The organism is Micromonospora sp. CPCC 205546, assembly GCF_036902715.1.
Lineage (GTDB): Bacteria > Actinomycetota > Actinomycetes > Mycobacteriales > Micromonosporaceae > Micromonospora.
In genome coordinates this window covers 305,719-316,501 of sequence record NZ_JBAKHL010000004.1, presented here as the reverse complement: position 1 = coordinate 316,501, position 10,783 = coordinate 305,719, and the positions used below count along the sequence as shown (strand labels likewise).

At 74.8% G+C, this 10,783-nt stretch carries 14 protein-coding genes; 11 read left to right on the top strand and 3 right to left on the bottom strand.

The features are described from left to right. The first annotated feature begins 112 nt into the window (after nucleotides 1-112). Nucleotides 113-469 (top strand): STAS domain-containing protein, encoded by a 357-nt coding sequence (locus V6U77_RS03550; RefSeq protein WP_091624489.1) that lies wholly within the window; start codon nucleotides 113-115, stop codon nucleotides 467-469. A gap of 10 nt (nucleotides 470-479) precedes the next feature. On the opposite strand, the gene V6U77_RS03545 is transcribed toward V6U77_RS03550, so the two are convergent. Beyond that, complete coding sequence (locus V6U77_RS03545) at nucleotides 480-1,790, bottom strand: MFS transporter (protein WP_334604688.1); 1,311 nt, start codon at nucleotides 1,788-1,790, stop codon at nucleotides 480-482. A 50-nt stretch (nucleotides 1,791-1,840) separates the two neighbouring features. Here V6U77_RS03545 and V6U77_RS03540 point away from each other — a divergent pair, with 50 nt between their 5' ends. The 4 genes from V6U77_RS03540 (at nucleotide 1,841) to V6U77_RS03525 (ending at nucleotide 3,847) form a co-directional block, all read left to right on the top strand. Next, the gene (locus tag V6U77_RS03540) at nucleotides 1,841-2,524 is read left to right on the top strand and encodes a FadR/GntR family transcriptional regulator (RefSeq protein ID WP_334604687.1); all 684 of its coding nucleotides are present in this window, start codon (nucleotides 1,841-1,843) and stop codon (nucleotides 2,522-2,524) included. Nucleotides 2,525-2,563: 39 nt separating this feature from the next. Beyond that, on the top strand, nucleotides 2,564-3,037 hold the full coding sequence (gene mscL, locus V6U77_RS03535) for a large conductance mechanosensitive channel protein MscL (RefSeq protein WP_334604686.1): 474 nt from the start codon (nucleotides 2,564-2,566) through the stop codon (nucleotides 3,035-3,037). A gap of 81 nt (nucleotides 3,038-3,118) precedes the next feature. Beyond that, the gene (locus tag V6U77_RS03530) at nucleotides 3,119-3,367 is read left to right on the top strand and encodes a hypothetical protein (protein WP_334604685.1); all 249 of its coding nucleotides are present in this window, start codon (nucleotides 3,119-3,121) and stop codon (nucleotides 3,365-3,367) included. A gap of 105 nt (nucleotides 3,368-3,472) precedes the next feature. Then, nucleotides 3,473-3,847, top strand: coding sequence for a hypothetical protein (locus V6U77_RS03525; RefSeq protein ID WP_334604683.1), 375 nt, complete (start codon nucleotides 3,473-3,475; stop codon nucleotides 3,845-3,847). Here V6U77_RS03525 and V6U77_RS03520 read toward each other — a convergent pair. Continuing rightward, nucleotides 3,789-5,096, bottom strand: a complete 1,308-nt coding sequence (locus tag V6U77_RS03520) for a benzoate/H(+) symporter BenE family transporter (RefSeq protein ID WP_334604682.1) — start codon at nucleotides 5,094-5,096, stop codon at nucleotides 3,789-3,791. The two genes, V6U77_RS03525 and V6U77_RS03520, sit on opposite strands and share 59 nt — an antisense overlap. A gap of 149 nt (nucleotides 5,097-5,245) precedes the next feature. Here V6U77_RS03520 and V6U77_RS03515 point away from each other — a divergent pair, with 149 nt between their 5' ends. Next, the gene (locus tag V6U77_RS03515; RefSeq protein WP_334604681.1) at nucleotides 5,246-5,713 is read left to right on the top strand and encodes a helix-turn-helix domain-containing protein; all 468 of its coding nucleotides are present in this window, start codon (nucleotides 5,246-5,248) and stop codon (nucleotides 5,711-5,713) included. Nucleotides 5,714-5,757: 44 nt separating this feature from the next. Here the strand turns inward: V6U77_RS03515 and V6U77_RS03510 are convergent, their stop codons facing one another. Beyond that, nucleotides 5,758-6,795 carry a helix-turn-helix domain-containing protein gene (locus V6U77_RS03510; RefSeq protein WP_334604680.1) on the bottom strand — a complete coding sequence of 346 codons (1,038 nt, stop codon included), beginning with the start codon at nucleotides 6,793-6,795 and terminating at the stop codon, nucleotides 5,758-5,760. A 63-nt stretch (nucleotides 6,796-6,858) separates the two neighbouring features. Here V6U77_RS03510 and V6U77_RS03505 point away from each other — a divergent pair, with 63 nt between their 5' ends. The 5 genes from V6U77_RS03505 (at nucleotide 6,859) to V6U77_RS03485 (ending at nucleotide 10,767) form a co-directional block, all read left to right on the top strand. After that, the gene (locus V6U77_RS03505; RefSeq protein ID WP_334604679.1) at nucleotides 6,859-7,578 is read left to right on the top strand and encodes a PP2C family protein-serine/threonine phosphatase; all 720 of its coding nucleotides are present in this window, start codon (nucleotides 6,859-6,861) and stop codon (nucleotides 7,576-7,578) included. Nucleotides 7,579-7,658: 80 nt separating this feature from the next. Continuing rightward, nucleotides 7,659-7,997 (top strand): PadR family transcriptional regulator, encoded by a 339-nt coding sequence (locus V6U77_RS03500; protein WP_151452587.1) that lies wholly within the window; start codon nucleotides 7,659-7,661, stop codon nucleotides 7,995-7,997. Continuing rightward, entirely contained in the window at nucleotides 7,994-8,812 is an 819-nt protein-coding gene (locus V6U77_RS03495) for an ATP-binding cassette domain-containing protein (RefSeq protein WP_311412189.1), read from the top strand. The genes V6U77_RS03500 and V6U77_RS03495 overlap by 4 nt, the downstream gene beginning before the upstream one ends. After that, a complete protein-coding gene (locus V6U77_RS03490; RefSeq protein ID WP_334604678.1) occupies nucleotides 8,809-9,501 on the top strand; it encodes a hypothetical protein in 693 nt (230 codons plus the stop codon). The genes V6U77_RS03495 and V6U77_RS03490 overlap by 4 nt, the downstream gene beginning before the upstream one ends. Nucleotides 9,502-9,582: 81 nt before the next feature. Then, nucleotides 9,583-10,767 carry a GNAT family N-acetyltransferase gene (locus V6U77_RS03485; RefSeq protein WP_334604677.1) on the top strand — a complete coding sequence of 395 codons (1,185 nt, stop codon included), beginning with the start codon at nucleotides 9,583-9,585 and terminating at the stop codon, nucleotides 10,765-10,767. Nucleotides 10,768-10,783 lie beyond the last annotated feature (16 nt).

Sequence of the window (10,783 nt, the reverse complement as noted above, 5' to 3'; positions counted from 1 at the left end):
CGCTAGTTGTCGCAGGGCAAACGAATGAGGGCGGCCACCGGATACCGGCTCCCGTTCTGCGTACCACCCCGATCGTGGGATACCGTTTCCCCGATAACAGGAGGTCTGGCGAATGTCCTTGACGGTGCACACGGAACAGCGCGGCGACGTGGTCGTCGTCTCGGTCGCGGGCGAGCTGGACATGGCGACCGCACCGCAGTTGCAGGACCAGATCACCGACCTGCTCGACAAGGGCCGCAGCCGGCTCGTCTTCGACCTGGCGAACGTCTCGTTCTGCGACTCCACGGGGCTGTCGGTGTTCGTCCGGGCCAAGAACAGCTGCGACGAGGCGGGCGGCGTGGTACGGCTGGCCGCCCCGCAGCGGGGCGTACTGCGCATCCTCGAGGTGAGCGGTCTCGTCGAGGTGCTGCACACCTACCCGACGGTCGACCAGGCCGTGGCCGGCGACCCCACGCCGGCCACCTCCTGACGCTCCCCCCTCACGCCTCGTCCTCGATGTGTCGGGGACGGGCGATCACCATGCCCGCCCCGGTCTGCACGGCGAGCGCCGTCAGCAGGAAGCCGATCGGGACGGTCCACCCGCCGGTCGTCCCGTAGAGGATGCCCACCAGCAGCGGTCCCAGTGCGGCGATGAGGTAGCCGACGCTCTGGCTGAACGCGGAGAGCGCCACGGTCCCCTCGGCGGTCCGCGCGCGCAGCCCGATGGTCGCCAGGATCATCGGGAAGGCGCTCTGCCCGATCGCGAGCAGCACCACCCAGAGCAGCGCCCCGTCGTGCGGCGCGACGGCCATCCCGACGTAGGCGAGGGCCATCGCGGCGGAGAGCGTCAGCACCAGCGGGTGCAGGGTGCGCAGCCGCCCGGCCAGCGTCGGCATCAGCATCGCGATCGGCACGCCCAGCGCGGTCACGCCGGCGAGCAGCAGGCCCGCGTCCTGCGGTCGGTAGCCGGCGTCGCGGAAGAGCTGGGCCAGCCAGCCCATGATCGCGTAGGCGCCCAGCGACTGCATCCCGAAGTAGACCGCCATCGCCCAGCCGAGCCGGGTCCGGCCGGGCCGGATGCGTCGGGGACGGGGCGCCACCACCGCCGGGGGCGCCGCCCGTCGGGCCGCGCGCGCCCGCAGCGCCAGCGGCACCCACGGAAGCGCGGCCACCAGGGCCAGCCCGGCCCAGACGGCGAGCCCGGCCCGCCAGGTGCCGAAGAGGTGCGCCACCGGCACCGCCGCTGCGGCGGCCACCGTCGCGCCCACCGTCAACGCCATCGAGTACGCCCCGGTGACCAGCCCGACCCGGTGCGGGAAGTACTGCTTGACCAGGAGCGGGAGCAGGACGTTCGCCACCGCGATCCCGGCCAGCGCGAGGGCGCTGCCGGCGATGAAGACCAGGGCGGAGTCCGTCCCCACCCGGGCGAGCTGCCCGGCGGCGAGGATCAGCATCGCCACCACCAGCACCCGGGCCGGGGAGTGCCGGCGCACCAGCCGCGGGGTGAGCGACCCGAAGACGGCGAAGGCCACCGCGGGCAGGGTGGTCACGACCCCGGCCAGCGCCCCGGAGAGGGCCAGGCCGCCGCGCACCTCGTCGAGCAGCGCGCCCAGGCTGGTGATCGCGGCCCGCAGGTTGAGCGCCACGAGCAGCATCCCGACGAGCACGAGCAGGCCACCAGTGACCGGTCCGGCCGGTGCCGGGGTGGCTACGCCGTCCGGCCGGGTGCCGGCGGGCGCCGGGCCGGCGGGGGCCGGCGGGACGCCGGCGTCGAGGCGAGCGGCCGGCAGGGCGGCGGTTGGCGGGGTCATGCGTCTGAACCTACAATCATGGGATGAATTCCGGGCAGGTGTTGTAACCAGTGCCACCGTCGGTTGATTCCGCCGCCGCGCCGCCCCGGGGGCACCGGGTGCGGCAGACCATCGCGCAGCTCAGGGAGCGCATCCTCGGGGGCGAGTGGCCGGTCGGTGGGCGGATCCCCACCGAGCCGCAGCTGGTCGCGGCGCTCGGCGTGGGGCGCAACACGGTCCGCGAGGCGGTGCGGGCGCTGGTGCACTCCGGCGTGCTGGAGTGCCGGCAGGGCTCCGGGACGTACGTGGTGTCGACCGACGAGCTGGCCCCGGTGGTGGCGCGCCGGCTCACCGCCGACCGGATGGCCGAGGTGGTCGAGGTGCGCCGCGCCTTCGAGGTGGAGGCCGCTCGGCTCGCCGCGCTGCGGCGTACGGCGGAGGACCTGGCGGCCCTGGACGGCGCGCTCGCCACCCGCGAGGCGGCCTGGCGCGACGGCCGGTTCGACGAGTTCGTGGCGGCCGACGCGGCGCTGCACACCGCCGTGGTCGCGGCGGCGCACAACGGCATGCTCGCCGAGCTGTACGCCTCGGTCGGCACCGCGCTGCACAGCACGATCGCCCAGTCGATGGGCGGCGCGCTGGAGCCGGAGCGCTACGTCGACCACTCCCGGCTGGTCGAGGCGATCCGGGCCGGCGACCCGGGCCGCGCGGCGATCGAGGCCGGCGCTTTTCTGGAGCCCGCGCCCGGGGCATAGGTTGTGCCGGACGAAAGACCGGACACCTCAGGAGTACGGATGCTCAAGGGCTTCAAAGAATTCATCATGCGCGGCAACGTCGTGGACCTGGCGGTCGGTGTCGTCATCGGCGCCGCGTTCACGGGCGTGGTCACCCAGCTCACCAAGTCGTTCCTGGAACCGCTGATCCGGGCCTTCGTGCTGCTCATCACCGGCAGCGACAAGGGCCTGGCCGGCACCGCGCCGACGTTCCGCGGCATCCCGTTCGACTGGATCGCGTTCGTCAACGCGCTGATCACGTTCCTGCTCACCGCGGCGGCCCTCTACTTCCTGGTGGTGTTCCCGATGAACAAGCTGGCCGAGCGGCGCAAGCGGGGCGAGGAGCCGCCGCCGAAGGCGCCGAGCGAGGAGGTCAGGCTGCTCACCGAGATCCGCGACGCCCTGGTGGCCGCCGGCCACTCCACCCCCGGGCAGCGACGCGGCGCGCTCGACGAGGTGCTCGGTCGCCGGGACGAACCGCCCACCGGGCGCTGAACCCGACGCACGCACATCAGCCCCTGCGGGAATCCCGCAGGGGCTGCGCATTTTCGTACGCCTGTTCGATAGAGTCCCGCCATGGAGCAGCGGAAGCACTGGTGGAACGGGAAATGGGGCCGGCTGGCCCGGCGCGACGTCTTCCTTCGGGTGGACGCCGACCGGTGGCACGTCGAGCAGCGCGCCGGCGGCTCCGAGGGCGTCTCCCGGTTCTACGAGCACGACACCGCCGACGAGGCCGAGGAGACGGTCCGGGCGCTGCTCCAGGGCACCGACACGTGGCGCGAACTCTCCCCCCGCCCCCCGACCGCCTGGTCCCCGGAGGTGTGATCGGGCCACCACCGAGATCTTGGACAGTTCCCGTTCGACCCGAGCGACAACTGTCAAGATCTTGACGATGGTTTAGCCGCAGCGGGGGCCGGGAACCGCGCGAGGATGGAGCAGCAGGGCACCGAGCGGCAGGCGACAGTTTCCCGGGTCACCACGGGCATGCGGGTGGTCGACGTCGACGGCACCGAGTTCGGCACCGTCGACCTCGTGCAGCGGGGCGACCCGAACGCGGTGACCGTGCAGGCGCCGACCGCCGACCCGGGCGGCAGCCTGGACGAGCTGATCGAGTCGACGGCGGTCGAGGAGCCGGACGTACCGGCCGACCTGGCGGCCCGGCTGCTGCACAGCGGCTACCTGAAGGTTTCCACCGACCTGGTCCGCACCGGCGCGGTCTACGTGCTCGCCGAGCAGATCGCCGCCGTCAGCGACGACCGGGTACGCCTCGACGTTCCGGCCCGGGACCTGCCGCCCGAGGAGTGAGCGCCGGTCCGGGCGCATCCGGGCCGGGTGACGCGACCGACGACCCGGGCGAAGCGATCGCTGGGCCGGGCGCCGGCCCGGGCGCGGTTGGCCCGTCGGAGCGGTGGCGGAAGAGCAGGAGCATCACCCCGCCGGCGACCAGTCCCCAGAACGCGCCGCCCACGCCGGCCAGGGTCACCCCGGAGGCGGTGACCACGAAGGTGACCACCGCGGCCTCGCGGGCCGCCGGCTCCGCGAGCGCCGAGGCGAGCGCGGTGGCCAGCGCGCCCAGCAGCGCCAGCCCGGCGACCGCCTCGATCAGCACCGGCGGGGCGAGCGCGACGAGCGCGGTGGCCGCCCCGGCGCCCAGCCCCAGCAGTGCCAGCCCGATCCCGGCGGTGACCGAGGCGATCCAGCGACGGTCCGGATCGGGGTGGGCGTCCGGGCCGGCGGCCAGCGCGGCGGTGATCGCCGCCAGGTTGACGGCGTGTCCGCCGGCCGGCGCGGCGGCCAGGGTGGTCAGCCCCGTGGCGCGCAGCGCAGCGCCGAAGGGCGGCCGGTAGCCGTAGCCGACCAGCACCGCCATCCCCGGCACGTTCTGCGCGGCCATGGTGACCAGGAAGAGCGGCAGCGCCAGGCCGACCATCGCGGAGACGTCCCAGGCCGGGGCGGTCAGCTCGACCGCCGGGAGCAGCCGGGCGCCGCCGAGCCCGGAGACCGGGGTGGTCAGCGCGATCGCCGCCACCGCGACCACCAGCGCGCCGGGCACCGCCCAACGCCGGGCGAAGCGGTGCAGCACCAGCCAGGCCAGCACCACGGGAACGGCCAGCCGGGGCACCTCGACGAGCGCGCGGACCGGGGCGGTGCAGAGCGGCAGCAGGACCCCGGCGAGCATCGCGCCCGCGACCGGCCGGGGGATCGCCGCGACGGCCCTCCCGAGCGCGGGGAACAGCCCGGCGGCCACGATCAGCGCGCCCGAGACGAGGAACGCCCCGACGGCGACGGGCCACCCGCGGGGCATCGCACCGGTGGCGACCAGCAGCGCCGCGCCCGGGGTGGACCAGGCGACGCTCATCGGGATCCGGTGCCGCAGGCCCAGCCAGACGGCGGAGATCCCGGAGGCCACGCACACCGCCAGCAGCCCGGAGGCCGCCTGCGCGTCCGAGGCGCCGACGGCCCGCAGGCCCGCCAGCACCACCGTGAACGAGCTGGCGAACCCGACCAGCGCCGTCACCACGCCCGCCAGCACGGGCTGCGACCGTCCCGCCATTGCGCCTCCCCCGATCGTTCCGTTTACGGAACAGAAACCTGTAGCACCATAGCGGGGTGCCGCAGACGCCACCAGTCCACCGATCGGCCCCCGATCCGGGCGCCGAGTCCGTCGGTCGCCGCGTACGCGCCCTGCGCGAGGAGCGGGGGATGTCGCTGTCCGCCCTCGCCCGGCTCGCCGGCGTGGGAAAGGCGACCCTCTCCGGCCTGGAGAACGGCACCCGCAACCCGACCCTCGAGACGCTCTACGCGGTCACCGCGCAGCTCGGCGTACCGCTGACGGCCGTGCTCTCCGGCCCGGCCTCCGGGCCGGTCGTCCGCGGCGCCGCGGTCAGCGCCATCCTGCTGGAGGTCTTCGAGGACGGCGACGCCACCTACGAGCTGTACCGGATGCTGGTCGCGCCCGGCCCGGAGCAGCTCTCCCCCGCCCACCAGCGGGGCGTCACCGAGCACGTCACCGTCTTCTCGGGCGTCCTGCGCGCGGGCCCGGTCGACGCGCCGCTGACCGCCGGCGCCGGCGGGCACCTGCGCTGGACCTCCGACGTGCCGCACGTGTACGCCGCCGTCGGCGACGAGGAGGTCGCCGCCAGCCTCCTGCTCCGCTACCCCCGCCCCTGAGCACCGCCGGCGGCACCCCACCGGTGCGGCCCGGTCGCGTCGGCTCAGCCGTCGACGGGTGTCGGCACCGGCAGCCGCCGCTGCACGGCCCAGATCGCCGCCTCGGTGCGCGACGCCGACCCGGTCTTGCGCAGCAGGTTGGACACGTGCACGGTGACCGTGCGTACGGAGATGCCGAGGGCCCGCGCCGCCTGCTTGTTGGACATCCCGGCGACCAGGCAGCCCAGCACCTCGACCTCCCGAACGGTCAGCTCGGCGTCGAGCGGGTCGGCGGGGCGGCGCGGCGCCGCCCTCGTGGGGCGTGGGGCGGGCACCGGTACGAGCAGTGCCTCAGGTCCCCGGCCGGCGTGGGCGGCGAGCAGCTCGGTGAGCGCGTACGGGTTGCCGCCGGTGCGCCGCCAGACGGCGTGCACCAGCCGGCCGGACGGGCGCGGGTCCGCGTACACCTGGGTCAGCACCTCGGCGACCTCGGCCGGGAGCAGCGGTCCGAGGTGTTGGCGCACGGCGCCCCGGACGCCGCAGAGCCGGGCCAGCGCGCGGACCGCGAGGTCCGGCGCGACGGCGTCCTCGGCGGGGCGACTCGCCACCACCAGCAGCGCCGGCAGGTCGGCAGCGGTCGCCAGCTCGCCCACCAGGTTCAGGCTGGCCGGGTCGAGGGCGTGCAGGTCCTCCACCACCAGCACGGCCGGGCCGGCGCCGACCAGCAGCCGGACGACCCGCACCGCGAGGCGGAGCAGGGTGCCCGGCGCGTAGCGCTCGCGCGGCGCGCTCGGCTGCTGGGCGAGCCAGGCCAGCGCGTCCGGCGGCAGGTCGAGCCCGCTCGTGTCCCGGCCGGTCAGCACGGCGGCCAGCCAGTCGTAGGGGGCGGGGCTGTGCACCCGGGCGGCACCGGAGAGCACCACCGCCGGCCGGGGGGCGAAGGCGTCCAGGGCGGCCGCGACCAGCAGGGACTTGCCCACCCCGGCGGCACCGGTGATCACCGCCACGGTCGGCGCGGCCCGCCGGGAGGTGACCACGGTGGACCACGCGCGGTCGAGCTCGGCCAGCTCACCGGCGCGCCCGACCATGGACACCGGCATCATTCCCCAACCCTACGCAGTAGTGCGTAGAGACGGCGGCAGGGTGTTCTTGGCAAGCTTGACCCCATGACGCTGATCCTCCGCTCGGCCATCATCAACGACATCGGCCTGGTGCGCACCAACAACGAGGACTCCGCCCTCGCCGGTGACCGACTCGTCGCGGTCGCGGACGGCATGGGCGGCCTGCCCGCGGGCGAGGTGGCGAGCGAGATCGTCATCCGCATCCTGGACGAGCTGAACCCGCCGACCACCCCCGACGAGGCCGCCGGAGCGCTGCGCGCCGTGGTGAGCACCGCGAACCGCCGCATCCACGCCGCCATCACCGTCGACCCGGCGCGCGACGGCATGGGTACGACGCTTACCGCCGCCCTGCTCGCCGGGGACTCGCTGGTGCTGGCCCAGGTGGGTGACTCCCGCTGCTACCTGCTTCGCGACGGGGAGCTGACCCAGCTCACCCGGGACGACACCTTCGTCCAGGCGCTGGTCGACCAGGGCGCGCTCTCGCCCGAGCAGGCGCGGCACCACCCGCAGCGGTCCCTGGTGACCCGGGCGGTGCAGGGCTCCGACACGCCGCCGGCGATCGGGGCGCTCACGGTGGTCGCCGGCGACCGGCTGCTGCTGTGCAGCGACGGGCTCTCCGACTATGTCGAGGACGGCACGATCGCCGCCGCGCTGAACACGTACGGCGACCGCCACCAGTGCGGCGAGCAGCTCGTCAAGCTCGCCCACCAGGCCGGCGCGCCGGACAACGTGACCGTCGTGGTCTCGGACGTCGTCGCCGTCTGAGCGCGTCCCGGCTCCCGTCGTGGGCAGCCGCCGCCAGCTAGGTAGTTGTGCCATCTAGGTAGTGCCGCTATGTTCCTCGGGTGGATTCCGACCGGCGCGGGCAGTGGCTGCGCGGGGTGCTCGACCTCTGCGTCCTGGCCCTGCTGCGCGAGGGCGAGTCCTACGGCTACCAGCTCGCCCAGGCGCTGGAGGCCGCCGGCATCGGGCCGATCCAGGGCGGCACGCTCTATCCGGTGCTGCTGCGCCTGCAACGCACCGGCCTGGTCACCGCCGAGTGGCGGGAGGGCGCGTCCGGCCCGGCCCGCAAGTACTACCGGATCACCGACAGCGGGCGGGCGACCCTGCGCCAGGGCGGCAGCGCCTGGCTCGCGTTCGTCGCCCCGGTGACCGGCCTCGTCACGAAGGGGGTCGACGGATGAACGCCGACGAGTGGCTGCGGGTGTTCGCGGCCGAGTTGGACCGGCGCCGGGTCCGGGCGGACGCCGCCCGGCACGTGGTCGCGGAGGCCGCCACGCACCTGCGCGACAGCGGGGGCGACCCGTGGGCCGTCTTCGGCCGGCCGCAGGACTACGCCGCGGCGATCGTCGAGACCATCGGCACCTCGCCCGCCGCGCGTCCCGGACCGGTCCGGCTGCACGCCCGGGGCATCACCAAGCGGTACGGGCGACGCACCGTCCTGCGCGACGCGTCCCTGACCGTCCGGGCCGGCCAGATCGCCGCCGTGATCGGGGCGAACGGCTGCGGCAAGAGCACCTTCCTGCGCGTCTGCGCCGGGCTGGTCTCCCCGGACGCCGGGGACGTGACCGTCTCCGGCCGGGTCGGCTACTGCCCACAGCAGGGCGGCACCGCCGACTTCCTGCTGCCCGACGAGCACTTCGTGCTGGTCGGCGCCGGCCGGGGCGTGGCCCGGGGACCGGCCCGCCGCGCCGGTCGGGCGGCGGCCCGCCACCTCGGCTGGGAGGCCGACGGCGACGTCCTCGCCCGCAACCTCTCCGGCGGCACCCGGCAGAAGCTGAACCTGACCATGTCCACCCTCAGCGAGCCGGACGTGCTGCTGCTCGACGAGCCCTACCAGGGCTTCGACCAGGGCACGTACGTCAACTTCTGGGACCAGCTCGCCCGGCTGCGCGACGAGGGCCGGGCGATCGTCGTGGTGACCCACCTGCTCAACCAGCTCGACCGGGTCGACCTGGTGCTCGACCTGACCCCGGCCACCCAGGGAGGGCGTGCGTGAACCGCCTCGTCACCGTCGCCGAGATGACCCTGCGGGAGCTGCTGCGCCGTCGGGGCGTGCTCCTGCTGCTGCTGTTGATGCCGCTGGCGTTCTGGCTGATCCGGCGGGACTCGCACGTCGGGCAGTCCGTACGCTCGCTGCTGCTCGGCATCAGCTGGGCCGTCAGCACCGCCGCCCTCTTCGCCACCGGCGCGGCCCGCGAGCTGGAGCCCCGGCTGCGGCTGGCCGGCTACCGCCCGCACGACCTCTACCTCGGCCGGCTGCTCGGCCTGTGGGCGGCCGGGCTCATCCTGTCCGTGCCGTTCTTCGTGCTCACCGTCGTGGACGCACCCGAGCTGCGGCACGGCGGGGTGGCGGTGGCGATGCTCTGCTGCGTGGGGGTGGCCGCGCCGTTCGGGATGCTGATCGGCGCGCTGCTCCCCCGCGAGCTGGAGGGGACGCTGCTGCTGCTCACCGTGGTGGCGGTGCAGATGCTGATCGACCCGGCCGGCACCGGCGCGAAGCTGACCCCGTTCTGGTCCAGCCGGGAGATCGCCACGTGGGCGGTGGACCACACCGACTCCGGCTACCTGGCGCGGGGTTCGCTGCACGGGCTGGCCGTCACCGCGCTGCTGATCGCCACCGTGGCGGCCGTGTTCAGCGTCCGGCTACGCCGCCGCCGGCACCTGCGTCACCTGCCGATCGGCTGACCGCCCGCTGGTCGGTCACCGGCAATTGCGGTTGCGGCGACCGCCGGGGCGGGATGGGATGGGCGGATGACCGTCCGCCGGGTGAACGCAGAGGAAAGACTGTCCACCAGCTTCGCGCTCGGCGCGTACGCGTTCGAGGCGTCGCCGCGCAGCGCGGCCCGGGCGGAGGAGTTCCGCGGCTACCTGCCCTACAACGAGGGCAACCGGACGCTGGTCGTCGAGGAGGGGCGCACGACGCTGGCCGCCGCCTCGGCGATCCCGATGCGGCAGAACCTGCGCGGCGAGGTGCTGCCGATGGCCGGCGTCGCCGGGGTCGCCACCCATCCGCTGGCCCGCCGGCGCGGGCACGTACGCACGCTGATGCACCGGCTCCTCGACGAGATGCGCGACGAGGGGCACCAACTCAGCGCGCTCTACCCGTTCCGGCCGTCGTTCTACGCCCGGTTCGGCTACGTGGGGCTGCCGAAGCCGCGTACGGTCACGTTCTCGCCGGCGGACCTGGGCGAGCTGCTCGGCGCCGACCTGCCGGGCGAGGTGCGCTGGGAGCGGATCAGCGACGGCTACCGGGACTGGCGCGCGTTCACCGAGCGGTGCCTGAACGAGCGGCACGGGTTCGCGATCTTCCCCAGCTACCGGGACGTGGGGTTGCGCGACCGTGACGAGCACTGGCTGCTGACGGCCCGCACGGGCGGCACGGTCACCGGCGCGGTGATCTACCGGATCGACGACCACGGCGGCACGCTCGCCGCCGGCGACCTGCTCGCCACCGACCCGCTCGCCCGGGCGCTGCTGCTGCAGTTCTTCGCCCGGCACGTCGACCAGGTGGAGCGGATCACCGTCCAGGTGCCCGTCGAGGAGGCGCCGGAGCTGTGGCTGACCGACCTGGCCGTGCACGTCGAGGCACGGGTGGCCCGGCCGGGTTCCTCCGCGCCGATGGCCCGGCTGCTGTCGATCGACGCGCTGGCCGGGCTGCCTGTCGGGCCGGGCCGGGTGCGGGTGGAGCTGGCCGACGACCGGTGGCTGGCCGGTTCGTACCTGCTGGACGGCACGACCGGCGTGCTGGAGCTGGTCACCGGCTCCGCCGCCACCGCCGGCTCGCCGCCGACCACCACGCTGACCGCCGCCGGCCTCTCCGCCCTGGCGTACGGGGTGCTGGACCCGGTCGAGGTGGGCCTGCGGGGGCTGGGCGACGTGTCGACGGACGCGGCGGCGGAACTGCGCCGTCTCTTCCCCCGCCAACACCCGTACGTCTTCGCCGACTTCTGACCCGCCCTCGCGCTCG

Coding starts and splice junctions, on each gene's coding strand:
- V6U77_RS03530 (WP_334604685.1), top strand. CDS start 3,119: ATGGAGCAGCGGAAGCACTGGTGGAACGGGAAATGGGGCCGGCTGGCC.
- V6U77_RS03515 (WP_334604681.1), top strand. CDS start 5,246: ATGTCGCTGTCCGCCCTCGCCCGGCTCGCCGGCGTGGGAAAGGCGACC.
- V6U77_RS03550 (WP_091624489.1), top strand. CDS start 113: ATGTCCTTGACGGTGCACACGGAACAGCGCGGCGACGTGGTCGTCGTC.
- V6U77_RS03545 (WP_334604688.1), bottom strand. CDS start 1,790: ATGACCCCGCCAACCGCCGCCCTGCCGGCCGCTCGCCTCGACGCCGGC.
- V6U77_RS03505 (WP_334604679.1), top strand. CDS start 6,859: ATGACGCTGATCCTCCGCTCGGCCATCATCAACGACATCGGCCTGGTG.
- V6U77_RS03510 (WP_334604680.1), bottom strand. CDS start 6,795: ATGATGCCGGTGTCCATGGTCGGGCGCGCCGGTGAGCTGGCCGAGCTC.
- V6U77_RS03525 (WP_334604683.1), top strand. CDS start 3,473: ATGGAGCAGCAGGGCACCGAGCGGCAGGCGACAGTTTCCCGGGTCACC.
- V6U77_RS03495 (WP_311412189.1), top strand. CDS start 7,994: ATGAACGCCGACGAGTGGCTGCGGGTGTTCGCGGCCGAGTTGGACCGG.
- mscL (WP_334604686.1), top strand. CDS start 2,564: ATGCTCAAGGGCTTCAAAGAATTCATCATGCGCGGCAACGTCGTGGAC.
- V6U77_RS03520 (WP_334604682.1), bottom strand. CDS start 5,096: ATGGCGGGACGGTCGCAGCCCGTGCTGGCGGGCGTGGTGACGGCGCTG.